The following is a 26,140-nucleotide window of genomic DNA, read 5'->3' as shown; positions in this document are numbered from 1 at the left end:
TGGAGTACCACGCGAATGTCGCTTCCTATGGCCCCCATGCTCCGCATCGCCAAGCACGCGATCACCAAGACCATCAAGGGTGACAAATTTCCGCTCGTCCTGATGCTGGAGCCGCTGCTGCGCTGCAATCTGGCGTGCCCGGGCTGCGGCAAGATCGACTATCCCGATGCCATCCTCAACCGCCGCCTGAGCTTTCAGGAGTGCATGGATGCCATCGAGGATTGCGGCGCCCCCGCCGTCTCGATCGCCGGTGGCGAGCCGCTGCTTCACCGCGAGATGGCCAAGATCGTCAAGGGCTATATCGAGCGCAAGAAGTTCGTGATCCTGTGCACCAACGCGCTGCTTCTGAAAAAGAAGATCGGCGAGTACGAGCCCAGCCCCTATTTCACCTGGTCGATCCATCTCGATGGCGACAAGCAGATGCACGACAAGGCTGTCGATCAGGACGGCACCTATGATGTCGCTCTGGAAGCCATCAAGCTGGCCAAGGAAAAGGGGTTCCGCGTTCAGGTCAACTGCACCGTGTTCAACGACGCCTCGCCTGAAAGCCTGGCCACGTTCATGGACCACATGACCAGCCTCGACGTCGAGGTCACCATCTCGCCCGGCTACGCCTATGAGCGCGCCGCCGATCAGGAGCACTTCCTGAACCGCGAGAAGACCAAGAATCTGTTCCGCGACTTTTTCGCCCGCGGCAATGGCGCCAAGAACTGGAAGTTCACCAACTCGCCGCTGTTCCTCGATTTCCTCGCGGGCAACCGCTCGTATGAATGCACGCCCTGGTCGATGCCGCTGCGCACCGTCTTCGGCTGGCAGAAGCCCTGCTATCTGGTGGGCGAGGGCTATGTCGAAACCTTCGCCGAGCTGATGGAAGGCACCGACTGGGAGCAGTACGGCGTCGGCAAGTACGAAAAATGCGCCAACTGCATGGTCCATTGCGGCTTTGAGGGCACCGCCGCGCGCGAAGGCATCGTGCGCCCGCTGGAGTTCATGAAGGTCGCCATGAAGGGCGTGAAGACCGACGGCCCGATGGCCAAGGACATTGACCTGTCCAAGCAGCGCCGCGCGGTGGACGTGCATGCCACGCAGGTGGAGCAGGAGCTGGAGAAGATTCGTATCTCCGACCCCGAAGGCTATCGCCGGGCGACGCGCGCCGCATAAGCGGGTTTGCGCTGACAGAGAAAGGGCCGCCTCGCCGCATGGTGAGGCGGCCCTTTTCTTTTTACCGGCCACGTTTTTCTTAGACATAGCTTAAGCACGGATAGAATATCGCGTCGAAACAGCATCGATTCATTCAAGAGGCATGTCATGGCGGAACCGATTTTCCAGCGCGTGGGGCGCATCATCTCGGCCAGATTGGAAGACACTGTGGACCGCATGGAAGCCGCCAGCAGCGGCAGCGTCCTGCGCGAAACCATGCGCGAGGTGGATCGCTCCGTCGCCCGGCTTCAGGCCGAGCATGACACGACCGTGGCCCGCCGCGAGCAAGGCGCCAAACAGCAGGCGCAACTGCGCCAGACCGCCGCAGAGCTGACCGAAAAGGCCAGCTTCGCCCTGACCAAGGATCGCCCCGATCTGGCCGAAGCGGCGATCGCCCAGCAGATCGATCTGGAAGCGCAGGCCGATCAGCTCGAACAGGCCGAGGCCGACCTTGCCGGGGAGGAAGCCCGCATCTCCGAGGAACTGGCCGCCCTCAAGGCCCGCAAGGAGGCCATGGAGCAGGAGATGGAAGCCTATCTGGCCGACCGTCTCGATACGGCGCTGAGCGGGCACGGCACCACCAAGGCCGAGCGCGACACCGCCCAGCAGCTGCGCCATGCCGAAGAGGCTTTCGAGCGCATTCTGGCCGGCGACAAGGCCAAAGCCGCCCCCACGGATCACGTCGCCGAGATCGAGGCGATGCGGAAGCAGGATGAAGTCGCCGCCCGCCTCGCCGCTCTGAAGGGCGAATAAGGTCCGCTGACAAGGGGCCACCTCGCCGGATGGCGGGGCGCCCCCTTTCCTTTGGGCGCCCGCAGGCGCCGTGCTAAGGCTCTGCCATGCGTGTGCTTCTGACAGGTTCATCCGGCTGGCTTGGCCGCTTTCTGGCGCCCCGGCTGCGCGCTGCGGGGCATCATGTGCTGGGCCTCGATGTTGCGGCAGGAGCGGATACGCAGATCATCGGCTCGGTCGCCAACCCCGGCGTGATCCAGAACGCTTTCGATCGGGGCGTGGATGCGGTGATCCATGCCGCCTCGCTCCACAAGCCCGATATCGCGCGCTATCCGGAGCAGGCCTTTGTCGATGTGAACATCACCGGCACGCTCAACCTGCTGGAGGCCGCCAGACGGGCCGGGCATGACCGCTTTGTCTTCACCTCCACCACCTCGCTGATGATCAGCCGGGCGATTCGCGAGGAAAGCGCCGATCACGCCGTCTGGCTCGATGAGCAGAGCGGCCCCCTGCTGCCCCGCAACATCTATGGCGTGACCAAGCTGGCCGCCGAGAGCCTGTGCCGCCTCTATGCCGAAAACCATGGCCTGAACGGCGTGGTGCTGCGCACGGCCCGCTTCTTCCCCGAGGATGACGACACCCATGCCAGCCCCTCGGGCGAGAATCTGAAGGCCAATGAGCTGCTCCATCGCCGCCTCACCGTCGAGGATGCCGCCGATGCCCATATCGCCGCGCTGGAGCGCGCGCCGCAGATCGGCTTTGGCACCTTTATCCTCTCGGCCCCCACGCCCTTCTCACGCGAGGATGCGGCTGCGCTGAAGCAGGATGCGCCCTCGGTCATCAACCGCCTCTATCCCGAGGCAGCGGCGCTCTATGCCGCGCGGGGCTGGACCCTGCCGCACAGCATCGGACGGGTCTATGATTCAGGCCATGCCGAAAGAGTGCTGGGCTTTACCTGCGCCACCAGCTTTGCCGATGTGCTCACCGCCCTGCGCGAGGGGCATCCGATGCCCTTCGCCCATGATCCCACCTACCTCTCCCCCAAGGAGCGATAGGGCACCTATTCCGGCGACTGCATCTGCGCGACCATCTGCTGGCACAGCTCACGCTCGGTCAGCTTCTGGGCGCGGGCATTGTCGGCGAAGAGCATGGTCCGGCCATCGGGCACCACCTCGGGATGGGCGGCATTGGTCAGATCCATCCGCCCCACGATCTGCAGGCCGACGATGGTGCCATCACGCCCGGCATCTTCCTGCGCCAGCGCGGCAGGCTCAACCGTCAGATTGCCGACGATGATCGAGGTCACCTTGCGCGCCTGAACCACATCCGCTTCCGAGGCATGGCCATGATCGGCGCAATATTCGATGAGGCCCAGATGGTTGTAGGCCCCGCCCAGCGCCTTCTGCATCTCGGCATCGCTGGGAAACACGTCCTGCGCCGCCTGCAAAGGGCTGATCGCCGTGCTCGCCAGAATGCCGAAGAGGGGGGCAACAACTCCAAGCTTCGGCATCATCATCTCCCGGTGCTTACCGCCGATCGAAACCCAACCGCCCGTCCGATTTTTTCAAAGCCTTGCCAAACTGTCCATAGGCTTTGGCAAATCCGCTGACAGTGCCCATCAGATGCGGCAACTGCCCCGGCTGCTTCAGGATCGATCCGATCACCGCACCGTAATTCACCCCGCCATCGGGCTTCATCGCCACGGCAATGGCAGGCGGCAGGTTGACCTCGCTCAGATCGGAAATGCTGCGCAGAATGGCAAAGGGAATGCCCGCATCGGCAGCGGCCTGAGCGGCAATATGGCTCTCCATATCCACCGCCAGAGCCGCACTGCGCCCAGCGCGCTCGCTCTTGCTGCGATGGTCGGCGAAGAAGCGGCCATCGGCATGCATCGCGCCCAGCTTGGCCTTGGGCACCATGACTTTCAGCGCCGCAATCCATGCCGCGTCGCAATCGCCGGTAAAGCCGCCGATCAGCCGCGTGCCGATGATCATGTCACCCAGCTTCAGATGCCGGTCGATGGCGCCCGCCATGCCGAAACTGATGATGCCCGCGGCATGGGGCGCCATCTCGGCCAGTTCGCGGCGCAGGCGTTCGGGGTCAGAGCCCCCGGCCAGCACCGTCACGCCCAGACCCTTGACCAGATCGCCTTCGCGCAGCGTGCCGGTCACCGCGATCACCGGCTTTTCACTTACATGCCCCACGCGGTGCGCTCCGAATTCGAGTCCGACAGATTGCGGTAACGCGCCAGCGCCCAGAGCGGGAAATAGCGCGGATAACCATGATAACGCAGATAAAAGACGCGCGGGAAGCCGCCGCCGGTGTAGACTTCCTGCCCCCACAGACCATCCTCGGCCTGATTGGCGAGCAGCCATTCGACACCCTTGGCCACCGCCGGCGAGCGGGTTTCACCCACCGCCATCAGCCCCAGCAGCGCCCATGCCGTCTGCGAGGCGGTCGAGGCGGCGAATTCATGCCCCTTGCGATCCAGCGCATAGGAATCGCAGCTTTCGCCCCAGCCGCCGTCCTCATTCTGCACCTGCTTCAGCCAGCTCACCGCGCGGGCCACCATCGGGTGAGCGGCATCCAGCTCGGCCCGGCCCAGCGCGCACAGCACCGACCATGTGCCGTAGATGTAGTTCACACCCCAGCGCCCGAACCAAGAGCCCTCAGGCTCCTGCTCCTTCTCCAGCCACGCCAGGGCAGCCTTCATGCGCGGGCTGTCCAGCTCACCCATCTGCGCCAGCATCGAAACCACACGCGCCGACACATCCGCCGTGGGCGGATCGAGCAGCGCGCCATGATCGGCAAAGGGCAGATTGTTGAGGTAGAACTTGTCATTATCGGCGTCGAACGCGCCGAAACCGCCGTCATGGCTTTGCAGGCCCAGCGTCCATTCGGCGCCGCGCGCGATGGCCTCGGCATCCTTGCCGCCGCGCACACCGGCGGCGCGATCCATCGCCATCACCACCACGGCGGTGTCGTCGAGATCGGGGTAATAGTCGTTGCCGTATTGGAAGGCCCAGCCGCCGGGGCGGACATCGGGGCGCTGCTCGGCCCAATCGCCGACCGTGTCGAGGATCTGGCGTTCGCCCAGCCAGTCCAGCGCGGCATGGGCCTGCTCGACCGCCTTGGGCGTGCCCACCTCCAGCATGGCATGGGCGGCCAAGGCCGTATCCCACACCGGGCTGACGCAGGGCTGGCAGTAAGCCTCATCGTCCTTGATGACGAGCAGCTTTTCGACCGAATGACGGGCGATGGCGCGATGCGGATGCTCGGGGCCGTAGCCCAGCACATCATACATCATCACGCTGTTGGCCATGGCCGGATAGATCGCGCCCAGCCCGTCCTCGCCGTTCAGGCGCTCCGTCACCCATGCGGCGCACAGATCGATGGCGCGGCGGCGCATCTTTTTCGGCCAGAGATTCTCGAAACGCTTGAGGCCCCAGTCCAGCACCTCGAAACCGGTCTTCCAGACGCGATGCACATGCGCGGCCTGAGAGGTCAGCGCGGCAGGGTTGCCCGAATAGAGCTCATCCACCTTGATCCCGCGCTTGTTCTTCGCCAGCGGGCGCAAGGCGCAGAGCACCAGCAGCGGCACCACCACGGTGCGCGCCCAATAGCTCATTTTCAGCAGATGAACCGGGAACCACTTGGGGGCCAGAATCAGCTCGGGCGGGATGGTCGGCACCACCTGCCAGCTTCCCGCGCCGAACAGCGCGAGCTGGATCTTGGTGAAGACATTGGCCCGCTCGGCCCCGCCCGCCTTCAACACGGCGGCGCGAGCGCGGACCATATGCGGCGCGTCCACATCATCGCCGATCATCTTGAGCGCATAATAGGCCTTGATGGTCGCGGAGATATCGAAGCCGCCATCATGGTACAGCGCCCAGCCGTCATGCACGCTGCTCTGGATGCGGCGCAGATAGGTGCCGATCTTGGCTTCCAGCACCAGATCGTCGGGCTCGCCGAGGTAGTGACGCAGCAGGATATACTCGCTGGGGATCGTGCAATCGGCTTCCAGCTCATAGACCCAGTGGCCGTCGCCCTGCTGCTCTTGGCCCAGCCGGTCGGCGCCGCGGGCGATGCCCTCATCCAGCGCGTTGCGGGTCAGCGTGTCGGCATTGGTATCGTGTTGGGGGGTCATCATCACCCGCGCCCATAGACCAGTCGCTGCCCCAAGACCAGACGTGCCGCCGTATCGCCGCTGCGCAGGGCGCCCTCGATGGTGGCGGGCAGGCCGGTATCGACCCAGTCTCCGGCCAGAAAAAGGTTGGTGAAGGCAGTGCGCTGGCCGGGCCGCAGCCGCTCCTGAGCCGGGGTGGCAGCAAAAGTGGCGCGCTTTTCCTTGACGATCTGCCATGGCGGCAGGGGCGCGTCTGCAGGCAGGCCCAGCGCCTGCGCCACCTCGGCCCAGATGGTGCGGGCCAGCTCTTCGCGCGGCGTATCGACCAGCCGGTCGGCGGCGGAGATGGTCACCGACACGCGGTCGGGATGGGTGAAGAGCCATTCGCTGGTGGCGTTGATCAGCCCCAGCATCTCGGGCGCACCCATGGGCGGGGCTATGGCGAAATGGGCGTTGACGATGGCGCGATGGTCGTCGGGCACGGTGAGGCCCGGCACCAGATCGCCCGCCACCCATGCGGGCACGGCCAGCACCACGGCAGCATCGGGAGCGACGGCTTCCTCACCATCGTTCCAGATCAGAGCGGAGACACGATTCGCTTCGGTCTTGATGGCTTTGAGGCGGCGCCCGGTGGCCAGATCACAGCCCTTGCCGCCCAGCCATTCGACAGCAGGATCGATAAAGGCCGCGCCCAAAGTCGGCATGGCAATGCGCGGCGCGCTGGCGAGGCCGCCCTTTGCGAGGGTTTCCTTCAGCACATTGGCGGCCAGCACCGCGCTGGAGCTGGCGACATCGGTGTTCAGCACCGCCAGCAGCACCGGGGCCAGCATGCGGTCCCACACCGGGCCTTTGGTGGCGATCAGATCGCCGATGGTCTGTTCGCCCTTGCCCAGCAGCAGTTTGCCGAGCGGGAGATAGTCAGCGATGCCGGTGCCGGGGATGCGGCGGCTCGGCACGGCGACCCACCAAGGGATCGCGCCATCGTTGATGCGCAGCTGCCAGCGCTCCTCGGTGCCCAGATCGGCGAAGGCGAAATCGGCATGCTTGGGGCCAGCCAGCGGTTCCGTCGCGCCGATACGGTCGCGGAAGGCTTTGACCGCCGGGTTGCTGGCCAGCACCAGATGGTTGCCATTGTCGATGGTCAGCCCCAGCGAGGGGTCGAAATAGCTGCGGCAGCGCCCGCCTGCCCGCGCCGCCGAATCGCTGAGCGACACAGCCAGCCCGGCCTCGGCCAGCATGGCGGCGGCGTTCAGCCCGGCAAGGCCTGCGCCGACCACATGCGCACGCGCAAAGCCCACCATCAGCCCCACACGCTGAAGCGGATCAGCGCCAGAACCAGCCGCAGTTTCGAGGTTTTCACGCGATGGCGCGGCGCATTCCAGCCCGTCGCCACCATGCGCTTGAGCAGGCGCGCATAGGCGCTTTCCATCAGGCGCGGGGCGATCAGATGGCCCTTGGGACGACTTTTCAGAATGCGCGCGGCCTGCGTGAAATGCTCCTGCGCCTTGGGGGCCAGCCAGCGGGCGGCGGCGTCCAGATTGGGCTCGGTCACCAGCGTTTCGGGGGTGAGCGGCACGATGCCTGCTGCCGTCAGCGCCTCGATGGGCAGATAGACGCGGCCGATGCCGGCATCCTCGTCAATATCGCGCAGGATGTTGGTGAATTGCAGCGCGCGGCCCAGATGGTGGGAGAGTTCGACACCCACCTTGCGCTCCATGCCGAAGACATTGACCGACAGGCGCCCGACGGCGCTGGCCACACGATCACAGTACAGATCGAAATCGGCAAAGCTGGGCCAGCGGACATCCTGATCGACATCGGTGCGCATGCCATCGATCACCGCGAGGAAATCCTCCTCCTGAAGATCGAAATCGCGCACGGCCTGCGCAAGGAACGCCGCCACGCCCGGTTCGCCGCCATGGTAGAGCGCATGGATGCCCTGCACCCACTCATCCAGCGCCGCGCCGCGCTGGTCGCGCGGTGTCTGCTGGTCGTCGGCGATATCGTCGACCATGCGGCAGAAGCCGTAGATGGCGAACATCGCCTCGCGCTCGGTTTTCGGCAGGATGCGCATGCCCGCGTAGAAGCTGCTGCCCGAAACCTTGGCCTGCAGGTCCTGCATGGTGAGGGGGGCGGTGGTCATGCGGTAATCCTTGAAATGCTGTTGCGCGCCACGGCGGTGAGGGCCAGCCACGCCGCCCTGCCCTTGCCGTGATGCACCTTGTCGGCCAGCGGATCGCGGGTGAGCAGCATCCGCGTCAGATCCTCGGCCAGGGTTTGAATGATCGCCACTTCGGCGGAGAGGCGCGCGTCGCGGATCACGCGGGAGAAACCGGCGCTCTGCCGTAGCAGGCCTTGCGTCTTTTCGGCCAACAGGCGGATCACGCCCAGCAGGCGGGGATCGGCACGATCACGCCCCAGCGCGCTTTCATCCAGCCCGACCGCGTTGAGCATCGGCACGGGGATATAGACCCGGTCGATCCCCTTGTAATCCTTGCCGCAATCCTGAAGGTGATTGATCACCTGCAGCGCGGCGCAGAGCGCATCGTTCATCGCCCATGTCGCGCGATCCTCGCCATGTACGTCCAGCACATAGCGGCCCACCGGCATGGCCGAGAGGCGGCAATAGCCGATCAGCCCTTCCCAATCCTCGTAACGGTTGACGCGGCAATCCTGCACAAAGGCATCGAGCAGATCGTGGGCATGGGCGAGATCGATGCCGCGCTCCCGGCAGACATCGCCCAGTGCCATCGCCTCAGGAGAACCTTTGCCCTCCAGCCCGGCGCGCATATGGGCGAGCAGGCGCAGCTTTTCGGCTGAACTGGTGCTTTCGTCATCGGCCACATCGTCCGAGGCGCGGGCGAAGCGGTAATAGGCCATGATCGGCGCGCGCGCATCGGGGCGCACCAGCCAGCTGGCGACGGGGAAGTTCTCGGTCTTGTGGTTCTTGCCGCTGGCAAGGTCCGAGGCATTGAGGGTTGTTTCAGTCATCTCGCGGCTTGCGCCCGCCCTTTCCACATGCCCCCCCGGCCCCGGTAATAGGCCTGCGCCGAATAGAGCGTGCAGCCCAGATAGAACACCGCCACCAGCGGCAGCGCCACCACCCACAGCGACGAGCGGCGATAGAAAGCCAGCACCGGCAGGTAAAGCGCCAGCATCAACCCGCAGGCGAGGCCCCCGCCCCAACCCGCGACCCCGATCTGCGTGAAAGCCAAGGCCCATGGCGCCAGAAACACCAGCGCCAACCCCAGCACCGTCACCACCAGCAGCGCGGGATTGTAGCGCAATTGCGCATAGGCGCTGCGGGCGATCATCATGCCGATCTCGCGCCAGCCGGTATAAGGCCGGATCGAGCGGCTGCGGTCGGTCAGACCCAACCAGATCGGGCCGGTCTTTTTGATCAGGCCGCCCAGCGTGCAGTCATCGATCAGAGCGCCGCGCATGGCGGCGATGCCGCCTGCCTCTTCCAGCGCCGAGCGCTCCACCAGCACGCAGCCGCCTGCCGCGCCCGCAACAGGCCCGCGTCGGTTCACCCAGTTGAAGGGGTAGAGCATCATAAAGAACCAGATAAACGCCGGGATCAGCAGCTTTTCGGCCCAAGTGTTACAATGCAGCTTGGCCATAAAGGACACCAGCCGACGCCGCCCGCCCAGCGCGATGCCCACCAGCGTGCGCAGCGTATCGGGGGCGTGTTCGATATCGGCATCGGTCAGCCAGAGGAACTGCGGCGTGCCCGCTTGGGCAATGCCCTGATGCACCGCCCACAGCTTCCCCGTCCAGCCAGCAGCCAGAGGCTGGCCGCTGATGACGGTCAGCCGATCCGAGCCCAGAGCGCGGGCGATATCGCCAGTGCCGTCGCTGGAATTATCATCCACCAGCACGATACGAAAGCGGCCGGGATAATCCTGAGCGGCAAGGCTGCCGATCGAGCGGGCGATTACATCGGCCTCATCGCGCGCGGGCACCACGGCGACCACCTCGGGCCAGACATCGGGCCGGGCCAGCGGGGCGTTGGTGTCACGCTCGCGGCAGGTCCAGAAGCCTGTTAACGTCAGGCCGATCCAGATCAGTGCAACCAGAATGCCAAGCAGGGTCATCGAATCATGCCCGCATCGCGAAACCAGTCCACGGCATCACGCAAGGCTTCGAGATAGGGGCGGGCGTGATAGCCCAGCTCCACCTGCGCCCGCGCGCTGGAATAGAACATGCGGTGCCGCGCCATACGCAGCGAATCGAGGGTAACGAAAGGCTCCTTGCCGGTCAGCATCCCGCCCAGCTCGGCCACGGCGGCAATCGGGAAGAGCGGCGCGATGGGCAGCTTCACCTTGGGCGGCTTGCGCCCCGCCAGAGCCGCAATATCCGCCAGCATTTGCCCCAGAGTCACATCCTGGCCGCCCAGCACATAGCGGCGGCCGATCTTCCCCTTGGCCTCGGCCAGCAGATGGCCGCGCGCCACATCATCGACATGGACGAGGTTCATCCCCGTATCGACATAGGCAGGCATCTTGCCGTTGGCGGCCTCCACCACCACGCGCCCGGTCGGCGTGGGGCGCACATCGCGCGGGCCGATCGGCGTGGAGGGGTTGACGATCACGGCGGGCAGACCCTGTTTGGCCACCATCTCCTCGACCAGCCTTTCGGCCACCACCTTGCTGCGCTTGTAGGCGCCGGTGGCCTGTTCTGGCGTGGCAGGATGGTTCTCATCCGAGACCGCGCCATCGAGCGGCAGCAGCGTCGCCACGCTGGAGGTGTAGACCACCCGGCCCACGCCCGCCTTCAGCGCCGCGCCCATCACGGCCTGAGTCATGGTGAGGTTGTTGCGCACGATCTCTTCGGGGTCGCGCGCCCAGAGACGATAGTCCGCCGCCACATGGAACAGCGCGCCCGCGCCCTGCATCGCCTTGGCCACGGCGTCTTCGTCGCGCAGATCGGCCTCGACCAACTCGCCGGGGAAATCCGCCAGATTGGCACGCGGCGACGAGCCGCGCACCACGCCACGCACAGTGCGGCCCTGCGCCGCCAGAGCGCGCGCCACAGCGCTGCCAAGAAAGCCGGCGACGCCGGTCACCACAGTGATGCCGGGGGTGATAGAGGTGTCTGGAGCAGTCACAGCGCGGCCTCCTAAAGGCTTTTATGCGGCATGCAAAGCAGCTAGATTTTGTCGTTGCCGTATCGTTTTCGCGAAAAACCGGTTCCCACTTTTTCGCACGATGCTTTATGGGCGCGCCATGCACGGGATTCAGGCCATCGGTGTTGCGCTCGCCGCCCTTTCGGGGGTGGGGTCGGCGTATCAGCTGGCGCTTGTCCATGCGATGAGGCGCTTTTTCGCCAAGCCTGCGCCCCAAGCCACGCGCGCCGAACCGGTGACTCTGCTCAAGCCGCTCTATGGCGCCGAGCCGAATCTCACCGCCAATCTGGCCACCTTTCTGGCGCAGGATTATACCGGACCGGTGCAGATGGTCTGCGGCATCAACACGCCCGAGGACAAGGCCCGCCCCGGCATCGAAGCGCTGATCACCGCCCATCCCCACGCCGATATCGCGCTGAACCCCGGCCCTCGCCTGCCCGGCGCCAATGGCAAGATCGGCAATCTTGCCGCCATGATGCCGCTGGCCAAACACGACATATTGATCCTCTCCGACAGCGATATGGTGGTGGAGCGCGATTACCTCTCCACCGTCACCGCCGCGCTGGATCAGCCGGGCGTGGGGCTGGCCACCTGCCTCTATATCGGGCGCGGCGACGCTGGGCCGTGGAGCCAGATCGGCGCGGCGATGATCTCCTTCCAGCAGACGCCCAACATGATCTTCGCCCTGGCGCATGGCCTCGCCCAGCCCTGCATGGGGTCGACCATCGCCCTGCGACGCGAGACTCTCAACGCCATCGGCGGTTTCGAAAGTTTCGCCGATGTGCTGGCCGACGATCACGCCATGGGCGCCGCCGTCACAGCACAGGGCCTGACCATCGCCGTGCCCCCGATCCTGCTGGACCACGCCGGGGATGAGGGCAGTCTGGCCGAACTCTGGCGTCATTTCCTGCGCTGGGCCGTGACCATCCGTGACCTCAACCCCGGCGGCCATGCCGGCTCTATCATCACCCAGCCTCTGCCGCTGGCCCTGCTCGCCCTGCCCTTCGCGCCAGCTGCCGCCACCATCGCCATCTGTTGCGCCATCGCCACACGATTGGCCGTTGCCTTCGCCATTCGTCGTACAGCGCGCAGAAAGGCGGCACCCCTATGGTGCATCGCGGCGGGCGATGTGCTAGGCTTCGCCATCTTTTGCGTCAGCCTGATCGCTCGAAAGATTGATTGGCGCGGCGCAAGCCTTACAATGACCGAGAATGGACGCATCCGGCATGCTCCTGAGCGCAACCCCCGCGCAAAGGCCGGACCCGCCCCACAGCAATGAGAGACAAATGAAGCGGACCCTTTTCCTCCAGGCCCCCTCCTTTGACGGCTATGACGGCGGTGCCGGCGCGCGTTATCAGATGAAGCGCGAAGTCAAGAGCTTCTGGTACCCCACCTGGCTGGCCCAGCCCGCCGCCATGGTCGAGGGTTCCAAGCTGATCGACGCCCCCGCTCACGACCAGAGCTGGGACGATATCGCGCATGAGTTCGACGATCGCGATCTGGTCATCCTGCACACCTCCACGCCCAGCTTCGGCCAGGACATCCGCACCGCCGAGCTGATCAAGCAGCGCAACCCGAACATCCAGATCGCCATGGTCGGCGCCAAGGTGATGGTCGAGGACGAAAAGAGCCTGCAGGCTTGCGCCGCTGTCGATCTGGTCTGCCGCGAGGAGTATGATTACACCTGCGTCGATCTGGCCAAGGGCCTGCCGCTGGCGGAGATCGACGGCATCACCTGGCGTGCCGAGGATGGCAGCATCATCCGCAACAAGGACCGCAAGATGGTCGAGAACATGGACGATCTGCCCATGGTCTCGCCGATCTACAAGCGCGACCTGAACCCGGTGAAGTATTTCGGCGGCTATCAGCGCCACCCTTACGTCAGCTTCTACACGGGCCGCGGCTGCAAGAGCCGCTGCACCTTCTGCCTGTGGCCGCAGACCATCGGCGGGCACAATTACCGCTATCGCAGCGTGCCCAAGGTGATCGAGGAGGTGAAGTACATCCTCGAGAACATGCCCGAGGTGAAGGAAATCTTCTTCGACGACGACACGCTGGCCGACGCGCATGAGCATGTCGTGGCGCTGTCGCGCGAGCTGCGCAAGCTGGGCTTCGGCACCAAGGGCTTCGACATCACCTGGGGCTGCAACGCCAAGGCCAACGTGCCTTACGATGTGCTCAAGGAAATGAAGGCGGGCGGCTGCCGCGTGCTGCTGGTCGGCTACGAAAGCGGCAACCAGAAGATCCTGCACAACATCAAGAAGGGCCTGCGCGTCGATGTGGCGCGTCAGTTCACCAAGGATGCGCACAGCCTGGGGCTGACCATCCACGGCACCTTCATCCTGGGTCTGCCCGGCGAGACGCTGGAGACGATCGAGGAAACGATCAAATACGCCATCGAGCTGAACCCCTACACCATTCAGGTCTCGCTGGCCGCGCCCTATCCGGGCACGTTCCTCTACAAGCAGGCGGTCGAGAACAACTGGTTCGACGGCAGCGACCATCTGCTGACCGATGGCGGCAACCAGATCGCCCAGCTGTCCTACCCGCATCTCTCCTCCGCCGTCATCTTCGACAAGGTGGAAGAGTTCTACAAGCGCTACTACTTCCGTCCCCGCAAGATCGCTCAGATCGTGGGCGAGATGGTGCGCGACTGGGATATGATGAAGCGCCGCCTGCGCGAAGGCGTGGAGTTCTTCGACTTCCTCCGCCGCAGAAAGGAAGCAGCCTGAGCACCAGCCAGGGGGCACCACGCGAGCAAAGGGCGGCGGGTAACGACGGGGGGGGCCTGTCGCGCAAGCGCCTTGTTGTCACCGCTGACGATTTCGGCGCCGCCATTGCGGTGAACGAAGCGGTGGAACGCGCCCATGTCGATGGCATCCTCACCGCCGCCAGCCTGATGGTGGCCGGTGAGGGCGCCGCCGACGCGGTGGAGCGCGCCCGCCGTCTGCCCAACCTCGGTGTGGGGCTGCATGTGGTGCTGGTCGATGGCCAGCCCATCCTGCCGCCAGAGCAGATTCCCGCGCTGGTCGGCCCCGATGGCTGGTTCCAGCCCGATATGGTGAAGACCGCCTTCGCCATCGCCTTCAACCCCGCCGCCCGCGCCCAGATGCGCGCCGAGGTGAAGGCGCAATTCGCCGCCTTCGCCGCCACCGGGCTGAAGCTCGACCATGTGAATGCGCACAAGCATTTCCATATGCATCCGATGATCACCTCGGCGATTCTCGATGCGGGCAAGGCAAGCGGCATTCCGGGGGGCATCCCAGCCATGCGCGTGCCGGTGGAGCATGGTTCCTCCGGTTTCGGCCCTGCTGCCATGCGCTGGTGGGCCGGATTGCTGGGGCGCCGTCTGAAGGCACGCGGTATTATGGTGAACGATCAGGTCATGGGTCTGGCCCAGACCGGCGCCTTCACGCCCCAAGCCATGGAAGCCGCGCTGGCCGCCCTGCCCGAAGGCCTGACCGAGCTTTACACCCATCCCGCCACGCAGGATGTCTGGCCCGGCAGCGCGGCAGGCTATCGCTATCGCGACGAGCTGGCGGCGCTGGTGGCCCCCGCCACGATCGCCGCCGTCAGCGCCAGCAGGGCTAGGATCGGCCCCTTCGCACAGTTTCAGGACAATTTTTTACCAACCGGTACCATGAGGGCTCTTGCCCAAGCCGGATCGCTCGGCGAAGGAGCGCAGATCGACCACCGCTCTTCGCAGAAAGCCGCCCGATGATCTTCACCGCGCCGATCGCAGGGCTGGGCATGGTGCTTGCACCCGCAACAGGCATGCTTGCACCCGCAACGAGCTTGCTGGCACCGTCTTTGGACGCCCCGGCCCTGACTCAGGTGATCGAGCCTCCGGTGATCACGGCCCCTGCAGCCGATACGCCGCCTGCAACGCCGGGCGAAACAGCCACCCCCGAACCCGCCACCGCGCCGCAACCTGATGTGGCCGCCGTCAAGGCCGAGGCCGCCAATCCGGCCCCCTTGAACACCTGCCATGTCTGCGGCCCGGTCTATGCCGCGCGCGATCCGCTGATCGGCATGAACCGCGTGTTCTACGCCATCAACCAGCCCATCGACCGCTTTATCTTCCGCCCCCCCGCCATGGTCTACAAGGCGGTGGTGCCCCGCCCGGCGCGCGAAGGCGTGCGCAATGCGCTCTCCAACATCTATTCGCCGGTCACCTTCCTCAACGATGTGGTCCAACTGCGCCCGAAACACGCGCTGACGACCTTGGGCCGCTTCATCATCAACTCCACGCTGGGCATCGGCGGCTTGTTCGATGTCGCCAAGCGCAAGCCCTTCCACATGCAGGGCCACACCAACAGCTTCGCCAATTCGCTGGCCATGCTGGGCATGACCTCGGGGCCCTATCTCTATCTGCCCTTTATCGGCCCCAGCAGCTTCCGCGACATCATGGGCGCGGGCGGCGACACCTTCGCCCAGCCGCTGCTGGTCAACCGCGTTTACAGCAGGCAGGATCGCACCGTCGGCCCCGCCATGCGCCCGCGCAAGGTCAGCAGCTTCAGCTCCACCCTGTCGCTGACCACCTTCGGCGTGGTGCTGGCGACGCTGAGCGCCCTCGACCGCCGCGCCGAGGCCGATGCCGAGCTGAAAGCGCTGAAAGCCTCCGCCGTCGATCCCTATGTGGCGCTGCGCGAAGCCTATCTGCAAAGCCGCGAGGCCGAGATCGCCGCGCTGAAAGCCAAGGACGGTCAGGCCGCGCCCGTGGCTGCTTTTGATGACCCTCTGGCCGATCCGGCGGCGCAGCAGGCACCGGCTCAACCTTCGCCCGCGCAACCGGCGCCGGCTCCAGCCAAGTAAGAAAAGAGGGCCTCCGGCGGGCAAAGGGCCATCGCCCTTTGCAATCCCTTTTTTAGGGTGCCCTTCTCGCGGCGGCAGCGACGGTGTTTTTATGGCTGCTTCGCAGCGGGTCAGGCCGCTTTGCCGCGCTTGTATTCCAGCCATGGCCAGAACAGCAGACCCGCGCCAAAGCACACGTCGCGCAGGCGCAGCACAAGGCTGAACGCCAGCGCAGTCGCCGGGTCGATGCCCACGGCAAGGCCTGCCAGCACCGCGCCCGCTTCCTGCATGCCAAGGCCGCCGGGCACGAAGAACAGGATCACGCGGGCGGAGGTCGCCGCACTCTCGATCGCCAGAGCGTTGAACAGCGGCAGCGGCACGCCCATCACCATGGCCGCCAGCCACACCTGCACGCCCGACAGGCCCCAGCCCACCACATGCAGCGCAATCGCCAGCGGCAAGCCCATGCGCTGACGCTGCAACTCACGGCGCATCAGATGCACCTCGGCAGCGGCACGGCGGCCCATGCGCGTCTTGCGCCAGCTTGCATGATGCGCGCTGCGCCGCCACAGCCGCCACGCCAGCACCAGCGCCACCATCGCGCCCAGCACCCACAGCCCTGCCGAGCCGCCATGCTGTGCCTGCCCCATCGCCAGCCCCTGTTTCGAGCCGCCGCGATGCCACCAGCCCCACAGCACCCAGCCTGCCAGCGCCATATAGGGGATCTCCGCGATCACCTCGGCGGCGACATCCAGCACCCGCAGCGCCACGGCCGAGCGCCCGCGCCCGCCCAACAGCACCACAACGCGCGCGCCGATCGCCTCCCCAAGGCCCGGAGGGAAGATCAGCAGATTGTGCCCGGCATCACGGGTCAAGCGCGCGATCAGGCTGGAGCGGAAGGGAATGCCCACCTTCAGCGCCTGCTGAGCGCAGGTGCAGACCAGAATGGCGATGAACTGCACCGGCAGCGTCACCGCCACCGCCCGTGGGTCGATGCGATGGATGGCATCGACGAACAGCTCGCGTAAGGCAGGATTGGCCAGAACCCCCGCCGCCAGACCGGCCAGAATCAGCAAAGGCACCGCCAGCGCGGCCCAGCGTTTGGCGGAGGCTGCGGGCTTGGCGGTCAGAACAGGGGATTGATCCATGCCGCCCCTCTAGAGCGTGATGGCAAAAAGTGGGAACCGGTTTTTGTCCGTTCTCACGCGATCTCCGAAAATTCGCAGCGCTGGCGCATGGTCAAACAAGTGAATCTACGGTGTGTCCATCCTGGCACACGGCTCCCCGAATGCGGCCCAAGAGGGCATTGCCGCGCGCGCGCTTTTCCGCCAGAGGACCTCAAGATGAACGAGCCGACCTCTGCCTTTCCCGCGCGCCTGACGGCGATTCTGCTCGCCGCCGCGCGGGCGCCCTGGCGCATGGTGGCGCTGGCGGCGGTGCTGGTGGTGGCGGCTGTCGCCAGCATCATGCTCACCTTCACCATGACCACCGACACGGGCGAGCTGATCAGCGCGAAAACCCCGTGGCGGCAGGACGGTCTGGCGGTCGAGGCGGCCTTCCCGCAGCAGAAGGACTCGATCATCGTCGTGATCGACGGCCAGACGCCCGAGCTGGCCGAGGATGGCGCCAAGCGCCTGATGCAGGCGCTGCAGGCCGACAAGACGCATATCGGCACGGTGGAACGCCCCGATGGCGGGCCCTTCTTCGACACCAACGGGCTGCTGTTCGCCAGCCCGGATGAGGTGAAGGACGCCACCGCCAAGCTGGTCGATGCCCAGCCGCTGCTCGGCGGTCTGGCGAGCGATCCCAGCCTGCATGGCCTCGCCACCACCATGGACACCATGGCCAGCGGCGCGGCCAATGGCACGCAGGATGCCGCCCGTCTGGCCACGCCTCTGCGCGCGCTGTCCTCCGCCGTGGATGGCAAGCTGGCGGGCAAGGCGACGTGGTTCTCATGGCAGCGCCTGTTCTCCGACGCCAAGGGGCCGCTGGCCCCGCCCACGCGGCGCCTGCTGATGGTTCACCCCGTGCTGCATTTCGGCGATCTGGAGCCGGGCGGTGTGGCGGTCGATGCGATCAAGGCGCAGTCGAAGGTTTTGGGGCTGGATGCCGCGCATGGCCTGCGTATGGGCATCACCGGCGAAGTGCCGCTGGCCGATGAGGAATTCGCCACCATTCAGGACAACATCGGCGTCATCGGCGCGGCCATGGCGCTGGCCATGCTGGTCTGCCTGTGGCTGGCCACCCGCAGCGGACGGATGGTCGCGGCGATCATGGTCACCATCGTGGCTGGCCTGATCATCACGCTGGCGCTGGGTCTGCTGGCGGTGCATCGCCTCAATGTGATTTCGGTGGCCTTTATCCCGCTGTTTGTGGGTCTGGGCGTCGATTTCGGCATTCAGGTGGCGGTGCGCTTCAATGCCGAGCGCCATGGCGGCGCCGATCCGATGGGCGCGCTGAAAGGCGTGGGCTCCGCCATTGGCGAGCCGCTGATGCTGGCCGCCGCCGCGATCTTCCTCGCGCTGGGCGCCTTCCTGCCCACCGATTACACCGGCATTGCCGAGCTGGGCGTGATCGCGGGCCTTGGCATGATCGTGGCCTTTGCGCTCAACATCACGCTGCTGCCCGCGCTGCTGATCCTGATGCGCCCCGCTGTGCCTGCCGCGCGCGTGGGCTGGGCCGGCGCCGCGCCGTTCGATGCATGGTTGCACCGCAGCCGCAAGGCGATCCTCTGGGCCTTTGTGATCGCCATGATCGGCTCGATCGCGCTGCTCAAATGGGTGGTGTTCGATTTCAACCCGCTGCATCTGCGCGATCCCAACGCGCCCGCCATGCATGAGCTGGCCGGGCTGATGAAGGATGTGGACCGCACCCCCAACACCATCACCATCCTCGCCCCCAATGCCGACGCCGCCCACGCTCTGGCGGCGAAGCTGGAGAAGCACCCCGAGGTGGCCCATGCCATCACCGTCGACAGCTTCGTGCCCGAGGATCAGGCCGCCAAGCTGCCCTATATCCAGAACGCCTCGCTGCTGCTGGATGCCGCGGTCAATCCTTTCGATATGCCCGCCGCGCATAGCGATGAGGAAACCCGCGCTGCGCTAACCAAGGCCGCCGCCTCGCTGCGCCTTCTGGCCGCAAAGGGCGGCGATCTGGGGCAGGCCGCCACGGGTCTGGCCACCAGCTTCGACCATCTGGCCGCCGCCAGCCCCGCTCAGCGCGCGGCGGTGGAGGCCATGCTGATCCCACCGCTGACGGTGACGCTCGACACGATCCGCGCCTCGCTGACGGCCAGCGAAGTGACCCGCGCCAGCCTGCCGCCCGAGATCGCCCAGGATTGGGTGGCCAAGGATGGACAGGCGCTGATTCAGGTCACCCCCGCCGGCAACAGCACCGACAATGACGTGCTGGCCCGCTTCACGCAGGTCGTCCGCGCCGAGGCGCCGCATGCCACCGGGCTTCCGGTGGCCACGCAGGAGGCCGCGCGCACTGTGGCGGGCGCTTTCGTGAAGGCGGGCGTGATCGCTCTGGCGCTGGTCAGCCTGCTGTTGTGGCTGGTGCTGCGCTCTGTGCGAGAGGTCGCCTTTACGCTGGCGCCGGTGGTTCTGTCGGGCTTTCTCACGCTGGGGTCCTGCGTTCTGATCGGCCAGCCCTTGAATTTTGCAAATATCATCGCATTTCCGCTGCTGTTCGGTGTGGGTGTCGCGTTTCACATCTATTTCGTGATGGCGTGGCGCCGTGGCGTGGGTGATCTCTTGCAGACCAGCCTTGCCCGTGCCGTGGTTTGCAGCGCGCTGGCGACGGGCAGCGCTTTTGGAGCGCTATGGTTTTCGCATCACCCGGGCACGGCCAGCATGGGACTGATCCTGATGATCTCGCTGATCTGGACGCTGGTCTGCGCCCTGATTTTCGAGCCTGCGCTGCTGGGCCCCGTGCCTGCGGGCCAGACGAAGCGCGCTGAATGAGCAAGCTGCTTCTCGCCTCGATCCATGATGTCGGCCCGCGCAGTGAAGCTGCGGTCGATCAGCTGTGCGATATTCTGGGCAGCCATCTGGGCGCGCTCAATTTCGCGATGCTGGTGGTGCCCGATCATTGGGGTGAGGCGCCTCTCGCTACCAACAAGACGTTTCAGGCCAAGCTGCGTGGCTGGGCTGATGCGGGCGTGGAAATGTTCGTCCACGGCTGGTTCCACAAAGATCTTGCCGAGCACACCGGCATGGCCGCCATCAAGGCCAAACATATGACCGCCAGCGAGGGCGAGTTCCTCGGCCTGTCGCGCGATGAAGCCGCCCGCCGCATGGGTGATGGCCGCAAGCTGATCGAGGACATCATCGGCCGCGAAAGCGCCGGTTTTATCGCGCCCGCATGGCTTTATGGCGCAGGCGCTCAGGAAGCGCTGGCGCAAAGCGGCTTCAAGCTGGCCGAGGACCATATGAAGGTCTGGCGCCCCGACACCGGCGAAATCCTCGCACGCGGCCCCGTGATCACATGGGCCAGCCGCAGCGTGGGGCGTCAGCGTTCCTCGCGGTTTTTCGCATCACTGGCGCGCAACGCGCTGGGCTTCCTGCCCAAGGCGCGTGTGGCGGTGCATCCCGGCGATGTCACCGTGCCCGCGCTGATTTCCTCCATCCACGCCACCTATGCCGCTTTCGCGCAAGGACGGCGCATTGCCCGCTACGGCGATCTGCTCAAGGGCGCACACGCCGCCCCGAGCGGACAATGAGCGGTTCAGCCATGGTTATGATTCGCTCTTCTATTGCCTTTTCAATGCCTGACCTTGCCAGCAACCCTTCGGAGGCCCTGGTATGAGTGATCAGGACAGCGGCGCCCTGCCTCCCTCCAAAGGTCAGGGCATGCCATCCCATTCTGCTTCGAGCCGGCCCGACAATGGTGCTGGCTCCATGGATTCTGACGCAATGGCCACCACGGTGTTTGCCCCCGGCGAACCGATCCCCGATCTCCAGCTGGCGCTGCCCAAGCCTCGCAAGAGCACGGCTGCCAAGCTGGGCGAACTGTTCTCGGCGATGGTGTCGATCGCCATGCTGGCTGCCGTGGCGCTGGAAGTGCGCCATCTGCAGTTCCATGAGATTCTTGAACTCATCCCGCGCAAACCTTTGTTCTGGATGGTCTTCGTCGCCTATTACATGGTCGGACCGGCCTCGGAATGGGTGATCTACCGCCATTTGTGGCGCATTCCCTTCTCCGGGCTCGGCGCGCTGCTGCGCAAGCTGGTCTCCAATGAGCTGCTGCTTGGCTATCTGGGCGAAGTGCAGTTCTACGCCTGGGCACGCGGACGCCTCAACATGGTGGCCGCGCCCTTCGGCGCGATCAAGGATGTGACGATCCTGTCGGCGCTGACCGGCAACATCGTCACGCTGGTGATGCTGGCGGGCGCGTGGCGGCTGATCTCCTCGGGCGCCTTCGGGATGGAGGGGCGCACGACGTTCCTCTCGCTGGGCGTGGTGCTGTTCACCTCCTTCATCATCCTGCTGTTCCGCCAAAAGCTCTTCTCCCTGCCCCGGCGTGAGCTGGCGATCATCACCGCCATCCATTTCGCGCGCACCATCGGCTTTATCGGCCTGTCCGCGCTGCTGTGGCATGTGGTGCTGCCCGAGGTCGGCATCGATCTGTGGCTGGTGCTGGCCACCTTGCGCATGCTGGTCTCGCGCCTGCCGCTGGTGCCGAACAAGGATGTGATTTTCGCGGGTCTGGCCGTTTTCATCCTGGGCCGGGATACGCAGGTGCAGAATCTGATGGCGATGATGGCCATGCTGCTGCCCGTCTCACATATTGTCGTGGGCACGATCTTTGCTACCCTCGACCTTTTCGCATCCAGAGAAGGAGCCGATGCATGAGTGCCAACCCCCTCCGCAAGCTGCCTGAAGTGACGGCTGCCACGGGTCTGGCCTGGGCACTGGCCTGCATTCTGGCCGCTCCCGCCCAGGCGGGCGAGAAGGTGCCCATCCCCTCCACCCCCGATCTGGGCAAGGCCGAGGCACGCTGCCGCCCCGGCGAGCAGGGCCCCGCCCTGCTCATCACCATCGACGGGCTGAAGGACCGCAAGGGCAACCTCAAGCTGGAGGTCTATCCCTCCAACGACGAGGACTTCCTGCGCGACGACAATGCGCTGATCTATTACGGCAAGACCTTCCGCCGCGTGGAAGAGGTGGTGCCCCAGAACGGCCCGGTGGTGATCTGCGCGCGCATCCCCGGCCCCGGCGCCTATTCGGTGATGGTGCTGCATGACCGCGACGGCAACCGCAAGTTCGGCCTCTCGGTCGATGGCATCGGCTTCACCGCCAACCCGAAGCTGGGCTGGTCCAAGCCCAAGGCGGCGGCGACGCGGGTGGACGCCGGAAACGGCCTGACCCGCACCACGGTGATCATGAACTATCGCAACGGCCTGATGAGCGTCGGCCCCATCGCGGCGCATTGATGATGCAGCGCGCCGCCTCTTCCCTCGCGCATGATGCTGGACGCTCGCCCTGTAAAACGGCTATGGCGCGCGTCAGGATCGGGTGCGAGCTTTCGGGGGACAGCCATGCGCATCGTTGACGTCTGTGCCTTTTACACGCCCCATGGCGGCGGCGTGAAAACCTATGTCGAGCAGAAGCTGAAGATCGGTCCCGCGCTGGGGCATGACATCACCATCCTGGCCCCCGGCGACGACTATCAGGTGATCGAGAAAGGCCCGAACGCCCGCCTCATCACCCTGCCCAGCCCCCGCTTCCCGCTCGACCGCAAATATTGGTATTTCGGCGACGAGGCCGCGCTGCATGCCGAGCTGGACCGCCTCCAGCCCGATCTGGTCGAGGTCTCCAGCCCCTGGCGCAGCGCCTCCATGGTGGGCCGCTGGCAGAGCGACACGCCGCGCGCGCTGGTGATGCATGCCGACCCGCTCTCGGCCTATGCCTATCGCTGGTTCCAGCCGCTGCTCAGCCGCGAGACCATCGACCGCCGCTTCGAGCGTTTCTGGAACCATCTGCGCGATCTGGGCCGCCAGTATGACCGCGTGGTCTGCGCCAGCGGCGAATTGCGTGACCGCCTCGCCAAGGGCGGCGTGGCCAACACCGTGCTTCACCCCATGGGGATCGAGGCCAATCTGTTCAGCCCCGCCAAGCGCGATTGCGCCCTGCGCCGCAAGCTGCTGGCCGCCTGCGCCCTGCCCGAAAGCGCCCGCCTGCTGATCGGCGTGGGCCGCCTTTCGGCCGAGAAGCGCTGGCCGATGATCGTCGATGCCGTCGCTGCCGCCAGCCAGTCCATGCCGCTGGGTCTGGTGATCGTGGGGCAAGGCGGGCACCGCAAGCGCATCGAGAAGCAGATTCAGGGCAACCCCCATATCCGCCTGCTGGGTGTGGAGAAGGATCGCCAGAAATTCGCCACTCTGCTCGCCAGCGCCGACGCGCTGATCCACGGCTGCGAGGCGGAAACCTTCTGCATGGCCGCCGCCGAGGCGCGCGCCAGCGGCGTGCCCGTGATCGTGCCCGACCGTGGCGGCGCCGCCGATCATGCGCGCGGCGGCGCGGGGCTGACCTATCGGGCCGGATCGGCGCTGGCGGCGGCGCAGGCCACGCTCAAGCTGCTGCACAATCCGCCGCGCGGGCCCTTCCCCCTGCCCACCACCACGCAGGGTCATTTCGAGGCGCTTTTCGCCGATTATGAAGGGCTGATTCAGCGCCGCCACGCCGCTGCCTGAAGAGAACTCATAGGTAATCGCCATTCACCCCCTTGCATGGGGCCGCATCTCGTCCTTTGTTACAGCCAAACAACACAGGACGAATGCCCCCCATGAAGCCGCGTCACCTTGCCCGCCTGCTCTGCGTCTGCGCCACTGTCACGCTGGCCGCGCCCGCTTTCGCTGCCCCGGCGCTCAGCCCCGAGCAAACCGTCGCCGCCGCGCTGAAGGAAGCCCCCGTCTGGGACGGCCACAATGACGTGCCCGAACAGCTGCGCGACCGCCGCAAGGACGTGCTGGCGGGCTTCGACTTCAACAACACCGTGAACGAGCCCCTGCCCGACAAGCGCATGGCCGCCTTCTTCCCGGCGGGCACCCCCACCGGCATGCAGACCGACCTCACCCGCATGAAGCAGGGCCATATCGGCGCGCAATTCTGGTCGGTCTATGTCTCGGCCAACCTGCCCGAGCCACAGGCCGTGCAGGCCACCATGGAGCAGATCGACGTGGTCAAGCGCCTGATCGCCCAGTACCCCAACGATCTGATGCTGGCGACCAGCAGCGCCGACGTCGAAAAGGCGTGGAAGGCCGGCAAGGTCGCCTCGCTGATCGGCATGGAGGGCGGCCATTCCATCGGCGGCTCGCTGGGCGTGCTGCGCCAATTCTACGCCCTTGGCGCCCGCTACATGACGCTGACCCACTTCAAGGACACCGCCTGGGCCGACAGCGCCACCGACGCCCCCCAGCATGACGGCCTCACCCCCTTCGGCAAGGATGTGGTGCGCGAGATGCAGCGCATCGGCATCCTCGTCGACCTCAGCCACGTCAGCCAGAAGACCATGATGGACGCGCTGGAGGTGGCCAGGGCCCCGATCATCTTCAGCCACTCCGGCTCTCAGGCCGTCAGCGGCCACCCCCGCAACGTCTCTGACGAGGTGCTGGACAAGGTGAAGCTGAACGGCGGCGTCGTGATGTGCAACTTCTACCCCAACTACGTCTCCGACGCGCTGTACAAGTGGGGCGCCGCCCGCGCCGGGCAGCAGGCCGAGCAGAAAGCCCTCCACCCCGACCGCCCCGACCTCGCCAAGGCCGCGCTGGACGCGTGGGAGAAAGCCAATCCCAAGCCTGTGGCCACGATCCAGCAGGTGGCCGATCATATCGACCATATCGTGAAGCGCATCGGCATCGACCACGTGGGCGTGGGCGGCGATTTCGATGGCGGCTCGGTCGGGCTGCAGGGCATGCCGGACGTGTCGGCTTACCCTGCGCTGCTTCTGGAACTGGCCAAGCGTGGGTACACCAAGGAGGATCTGAAGAAGGTCGCCAGCCTGAACACGCTGCGGGTTCTGAAGGCTTCGGAAGCCTATGCTCTGGCGCATAAGGACGACAAGCCGATTGAAAGTCCGACGTCGTTTTAAGGAGGTTGGAAGGGAAGATGCGAGGGGGTTACCCCCTCGCGCTCCCATAACGTCTCCCGACAAAAAGGTCGGCGGCATCCTATCGGTGCGCAACCTTTCCACGGGCACAGAAAAGGCGCCGCAGGCAGGCATGCCCGGGCGCCTTTTCTCGTTTCAAAGCCTGCGGCGCGGCAAGCTGGGCGCAAGGCCGAACCCGAAGCGCAACGCAGACAATAATGGGAGCGCGAGGGTGTAACACCCTCGCATCCATCCCTTCCTACTTCACTCCGGGAACGCGAATCTCAAACATCGTGGGCCATTCCTTGCCCGTGACGTAGAGCTTGTGATGCACCCCATCGTAAGCGATCCCGTTGGGAATCTGATCCGGCCCGGTGGTGCCTGCTTCCTTGTGCAGGTCGGACACATCGATCCAGCCCTTCACATGGCCCGAAGCCGGATCGATCCGCGCGATGCGATCCGTCAGCCAGATGTTGGCCCAGATTTCGCCATCCACCAGCTCGACCTCGTTAAGCTGGTCCACCGGCTTGCCGTTCGCGGTCACATGGATCATGCGCAGCAGGCGGAAGCCATTGGGATCGATCACGCGCAGATTGCTGCTGCCATCGCTCATGATCAGGTCGTTGCCCAGCTTGGTCAGCGCCCAGCCTTCGCCCATATAGGAGAACTGGCCCTCGGGCTTCAGCGTGGCCTTGTTCCAGATCAGGCCGATGCCATCACGCCAGCTGAGCGAATAGATCTTGTCGCCAACCGGAGCGCTGCCCTCGCCATACAAAGGCATGGGCACATCGGCGCGGGCCAGCACCTCGCCGGTTTCGACATTCACGCGGCGCAGGGTCGATCGGCCCAGCTCGCCGGTGCTTTCATACATCTGGCCGGTGGCATCGAAGAACAGGCCTTCGGTCCAGGCGTGGGGGTCGTGCGGCAGCTTGCGCACCACCTCGGGCTTCACCACCGGCAGCTCCGCCGCAGCGGAAGAGGGCGCGGGCTGTGCCGCATGACATGCCGCAAGCGGAGCCAGCCCGAGAGCCAGCCCCAGCAGCGCCTGCTTCACAGACCCGCGCATCGGC

At 65.7% G+C, this 26,140-nt stretch carries 23 protein-coding genes; 13 read left to right on the top strand and 10 right to left on the bottom strand.

The window, feature by feature from the left end:
* Window positions 1-15: 15 nt before the first annotated feature.
* The 3 genes from hpnH to HGK27_RS00615 all read left to right on the top strand — a co-directional run bounded on the left by hpnH (window position 16) and on the right by HGK27_RS00615 (window position 2,987).
* Complete coding sequence (gene hpnH, locus HGK27_RS00625) at window positions 16-1,161, top strand: adenosyl-hopene transferase HpnH (RefSeq protein WP_068087325.1); 1,146 nt, start codon at window positions 16-18, stop codon at window positions 1,159-1,161.
* A 147-nt stretch (window positions 1,162-1,308) separates the two neighbouring features.
* The gene (locus tag HGK27_RS00620; protein ID WP_206237907.1) at window positions 1,309-1,953 is read left to right on the top strand and encodes a PspA/IM30 family protein; all 645 of its coding nucleotides are present in this window, start codon (window positions 1,309-1,311) and stop codon (window positions 1,951-1,953) included.
* Window positions 1,954-2,039: 86 nt separating this feature from the next.
* Complete coding sequence (locus HGK27_RS00615) at window positions 2,040-2,987, top strand: NAD-dependent epimerase/dehydratase family protein (protein WP_206237905.1); 948 nt, start codon at window positions 2,040-2,042, stop codon at window positions 2,985-2,987.
* Window positions 2,988-2,992: 5 nt separating this feature from the next.
* On the opposite strand, the gene HGK27_RS00610 is transcribed toward HGK27_RS00615, so the two are convergent.
* From HGK27_RS00610 to hpnA, 8 genes are read right to left on the bottom strand one after another with little or no spacing between them, the layout of a single operon-like run.
* Window positions 2,993-3,448: a hypothetical protein gene (locus tag HGK27_RS00610; RefSeq protein WP_206237903.1), complete on the bottom strand. Its 456-nt coding sequence runs from the start codon at window positions 3,446-3,448 to the stop codon at window positions 2,993-2,995.
* 10 nt (window positions 3,449-3,458) lie between these two features.
* Window positions 3,459-4,136, bottom strand: coding sequence for a phosphorylase family protein (locus HGK27_RS00605; protein WP_206237901.1), 678 nt, complete (start codon window positions 4,134-4,136; stop codon window positions 3,459-3,461).
* A complete protein-coding gene (shc, locus tag HGK27_RS00600; protein WP_206242637.1) occupies window positions 4,124-6,079 on the bottom strand; it encodes a squalene--hopene cyclase in 1,956 nt (651 codons plus the stop codon). The genes HGK27_RS00605 and shc overlap by 13 nt, the downstream gene beginning before the upstream one ends.
* 2 nt (window positions 6,080-6,081) lie before the next feature.
* Window positions 6,082-7,359, bottom strand: coding sequence for a hydroxysqualene dehydroxylase HpnE (gene hpnE / locus HGK27_RS00595; protein WP_206237899.1), 1,278 nt, complete (start codon window positions 7,357-7,359; stop codon window positions 6,082-6,084).
* Window positions 7,359-8,201 (bottom strand): presqualene diphosphate synthase HpnD, encoded by an 843-nt coding sequence (gene hpnD / locus HGK27_RS00590; protein ID WP_241126742.1) that lies wholly within the window; start codon window positions 8,199-8,201, stop codon window positions 7,359-7,361. The genes hpnE and hpnD overlap by 1 nt, the downstream gene beginning before the upstream one ends.
* Complete coding sequence (hpnC, locus tag HGK27_RS00585) at window positions 8,198-9,049, bottom strand: squalene synthase HpnC (protein WP_206237898.1); 852 nt, start codon at window positions 9,047-9,049, stop codon at window positions 8,198-8,200. The genes hpnD and hpnC overlap by 4 nt, the downstream gene beginning before the upstream one ends.
* Window positions 9,046-10,155: a glycosyltransferase gene (locus HGK27_RS00580; RefSeq protein ID WP_206237896.1), complete on the bottom strand. Its 1,110-nt coding sequence runs from the start codon at window positions 10,153-10,155 to the stop codon at window positions 9,046-9,048. The genes hpnC and HGK27_RS00580 overlap by 4 nt, the downstream gene beginning before the upstream one ends.
* Complete coding sequence (gene hpnA, locus HGK27_RS00575) at window positions 10,152-11,168, bottom strand: hopanoid-associated sugar epimerase (protein WP_241126740.1); 1,017 nt, start codon at window positions 11,166-11,168, stop codon at window positions 10,152-10,154. Before hpnA ends, HGK27_RS00580 begins: the two co-directional genes overlap by 4 nt.
* 118 nt (window positions 11,169-11,286) lie before the next feature.
* On the opposite strand from hpnA, the gene hpnI reads away from it, so the two are divergent.
* Genes hpnI through HGK27_RS00555 form a run of 4 tightly spaced genes read left to right on the top strand, consistent with a single transcriptional unit; the run spans window position 11,287 to window position 16,001 of the window.
* Window positions 11,287-12,465 (top strand): bacteriohopanetetrol glucosamine biosynthesis glycosyltransferase HpnI, encoded by a 1,179-nt coding sequence (gene hpnI, locus HGK27_RS00570; protein ID WP_206237894.1) that lies wholly within the window; start codon window positions 11,287-11,289, stop codon window positions 12,463-12,465.
* 7 nt (window positions 12,466-12,472) lie between these two features.
* Window positions 12,473-13,918: a hopanoid biosynthesis associated radical SAM protein HpnJ gene (hpnJ, locus tag HGK27_RS00565; RefSeq protein ID WP_206237892.1), complete on the top strand. Its 1,446-nt coding sequence runs from the start codon at window positions 12,473-12,475 to the stop codon at window positions 13,916-13,918.
* The gene (hpnK, locus tag HGK27_RS00560; protein WP_206242632.1) at window positions 13,915-14,907 is read left to right on the top strand and encodes a hopanoid biosynthesis-associated protein HpnK; all 993 of its coding nucleotides are present in this window, start codon (window positions 13,915-13,917) and stop codon (window positions 14,905-14,907) included. The genes hpnJ and hpnK overlap by 4 nt, the downstream gene beginning before the upstream one ends.
* A complete protein-coding gene (locus HGK27_RS00555; RefSeq protein WP_206237890.1) occupies window positions 14,904-16,001 on the top strand; it encodes an MlaA family lipoprotein in 1,098 nt (365 codons plus the stop codon). The genes hpnK and HGK27_RS00555 overlap by 4 nt, the downstream gene beginning before the upstream one ends.
* 110 nt (window positions 16,002-16,111) lie before the next feature.
* Here the strand turns inward: HGK27_RS00555 and HGK27_RS00550 are convergent, their stop codons facing one another.
* Complete coding sequence (locus tag HGK27_RS00550) at window positions 16,112-17,128, bottom strand: lysylphosphatidylglycerol synthase domain-containing protein (protein WP_206237888.1); 1,017 nt, start codon at window positions 17,126-17,128, stop codon at window positions 16,112-16,114.
* A 195-nt stretch (window positions 17,129-17,323) separates the two neighbouring features.
* On the opposite strand from HGK27_RS00550, the gene HGK27_RS00545 reads away from it, so the two are divergent.
* The 6 genes from HGK27_RS00545 to HGK27_RS00520 all read left to right on the top strand — a co-directional run bounded on the left by HGK27_RS00545 (window position 17,324) and on the right by HGK27_RS00520 (window position 25,073).
* The gene (locus HGK27_RS00545) at window positions 17,324-19,945 is read left to right on the top strand and encodes an MMPL family transporter (protein ID WP_206237886.1); all 2,622 of its coding nucleotides are present in this window, start codon (window positions 17,324-17,326) and stop codon (window positions 19,943-19,945) included.
* Window positions 19,942-20,703 (top strand): DUF2334 domain-containing protein, encoded by a 762-nt coding sequence (locus HGK27_RS00540; protein ID WP_206237884.1) that lies wholly within the window; start codon window positions 19,942-19,944, stop codon window positions 20,701-20,703. The genes HGK27_RS00545 and HGK27_RS00540 overlap by 4 nt, the downstream gene beginning before the upstream one ends.
* 178 nt (window positions 20,704-20,881) lie before the next feature.
* Complete coding sequence (locus HGK27_RS00535; RefSeq protein WP_241126735.1) at window positions 20,882-21,835, top strand: hypothetical protein; 954 nt, start codon at window positions 20,882-20,884, stop codon at window positions 21,833-21,835.
* A complete protein-coding gene (locus tag HGK27_RS00530; protein ID WP_206237882.1) occupies window positions 21,832-22,416 on the top strand; it encodes a DUF2141 domain-containing protein in 585 nt (194 codons plus the stop codon). Before HGK27_RS00535 ends, HGK27_RS00530 begins: the two co-directional genes overlap by 4 nt.
* A gap of 105 nt (window positions 22,417-22,521) precedes the next feature.
* Window positions 22,522-23,676 (top strand): glycosyltransferase, encoded by a 1,155-nt coding sequence (locus HGK27_RS00525; RefSeq protein ID WP_206237880.1) that lies wholly within the window; start codon window positions 22,522-22,524, stop codon window positions 23,674-23,676.
* Window positions 23,677-23,768: 92 nt separating this feature from the next.
* Window positions 23,769-25,073, top strand: coding sequence for a dipeptidase (locus HGK27_RS00520; protein ID WP_206237878.1), 1,305 nt, complete (start codon window positions 23,769-23,771; stop codon window positions 25,071-25,073).
* 256 nt (window positions 25,074-25,329) lie between these two features.
* On the opposite strand, the gene HGK27_RS00515 is transcribed toward HGK27_RS00520, so the two are convergent.
* Window positions 25,330-26,136, bottom strand: a complete 807-nt coding sequence (locus HGK27_RS00515; RefSeq protein WP_206237876.1) for a glutaminyl-peptide cyclotransferase — start codon at window positions 26,134-26,136, stop codon at window positions 25,330-25,332.
* Between the last annotated feature and the right edge of the window lie 4 nt (window positions 26,137-26,140).

This window comes from Novosphingobium terrae (assembly GCF_017163935.1).
Taxonomy (GTDB): domain Bacteria; phylum Pseudomonadota; class Alphaproteobacteria; order Sphingomonadales; family Sphingomonadaceae; genus Novosphingobium; species Novosphingobium terrae.
Note: the sequence above shows the minus strand (reverse complement) of the source record. Positions and strands in the feature narration are given on the sequence as shown.

What these genes read in the sequence shown, in the direction of transcription:
- HGK27_RS00520 (WP_206237878.1), top strand. Translation starts at nt 23,769, where the DNA reads ATGAAGCCGCGTCACCTTGCCCGCCTGCTCTGCGTCTGCGCCACTGTC.
- hpnE (WP_206237899.1), bottom strand. Translation starts at nt 7,359, where the DNA reads ATGGTGGGCTTTGCGCGTGCGCATGTGGTCGGCGCAGGCCTTGCCGGG.
- HGK27_RS00615 (WP_206237905.1), top strand. Translation starts at nt 2,040, where the DNA reads ATGCGTGTGCTTCTGACAGGTTCATCCGGCTGGCTTGGCCGCTTTCTG.
- HGK27_RS00525 (WP_206237880.1), top strand. Translation starts at nt 22,522, where the DNA reads ATGCGCATCGTTGACGTCTGTGCCTTTTACACGCCCCATGGCGGCGGC.
- HGK27_RS00550 (WP_206237888.1), bottom strand. Translation starts at nt 17,128, where the DNA reads ATGGATCAATCCCCTGTTCTGACCGCCAAGCCCGCAGCCTCCGCCAAA.
- hpnJ (WP_206237892.1), top strand. Translation starts at nt 12,473, where the DNA reads ATGAAGCGGACCCTTTTCCTCCAGGCCCCCTCCTTTGACGGCTATGAC.
- hpnC (WP_206237898.1), bottom strand. Translation starts at nt 9,049, where the DNA reads ATGACTGAAACAACCCTCAATGCCTCGGACCTTGCCAGCGGCAAGAAC.
- shc (WP_206242637.1), bottom strand. Translation starts at nt 6,079, where the DNA reads ATGACCCCCCAACACGATACCAATGCCGACACGCTGACCCGCAACGCG.
- HGK27_RS00515 (WP_206237876.1), bottom strand. Translation starts at nt 26,136, where the DNA reads ATGCGCGGGTCTGTGAAGCAGGCGCTGCTGGGGCTGGCTCTCGGGCTG.
- HGK27_RS00545 (WP_206237886.1), top strand. Translation starts at nt 17,324, where the DNA reads ATGAACGAGCCGACCTCTGCCTTTCCCGCGCGCCTGACGGCGATTCTG.
- hpnI (WP_206237894.1), top strand. Translation starts at nt 11,287, where the DNA reads ATGCACGGGATTCAGGCCATCGGTGTTGCGCTCGCCGCCCTTTCGGGG.
- HGK27_RS00530 (WP_206237882.1), top strand. Translation starts at nt 21,832, where the DNA reads ATGAGTGCCAACCCCCTCCGCAAGCTGCCTGAAGTGACGGCTGCCACG.
- HGK27_RS00540 (WP_206237884.1), top strand. Translation starts at nt 19,942, where the DNA reads ATGAGCAAGCTGCTTCTCGCCTCGATCCATGATGTCGGCCCGCGCAGT.
- HGK27_RS00535 (WP_241126735.1), top strand. Translation starts at nt 20,882, where the DNA reads ATGGATTCTGACGCAATGGCCACCACGGTGTTTGCCCCCGGCGAACCG.
- hpnD (WP_241126742.1), bottom strand. Translation starts at nt 8,201, where the DNA reads ATGACCACCGCCCCCCTCACCATGCAGGACCTGCAGGCCAAGGTTTCG.
- hpnH (WP_068087325.1), top strand. Translation starts at nt 16, where the DNA reads ATGTCGCTTCCTATGGCCCCCATGCTCCGCATCGCCAAGCACGCGATC.
- HGK27_RS00620 (WP_206237907.1), top strand. Translation starts at nt 1,309, where the DNA reads ATGGCGGAACCGATTTTCCAGCGCGTGGGGCGCATCATCTCGGCCAGA.
- HGK27_RS00580 (WP_206237896.1), bottom strand. Translation starts at nt 10,155, where the DNA reads ATGACCCTGCTTGGCATTCTGGTTGCACTGATCTGGATCGGCCTGACG.
- HGK27_RS00610 (WP_206237903.1), bottom strand. Translation starts at nt 3,448, where the DNA reads ATGATGATGCCGAAGCTTGGAGTTGTTGCCCCCCTCTTCGGCATTCTG.
- HGK27_RS00555 (WP_206237890.1), top strand. Translation starts at nt 14,904, where the DNA reads ATGATCTTCACCGCGCCGATCGCAGGGCTGGGCATGGTGCTTGCACCC.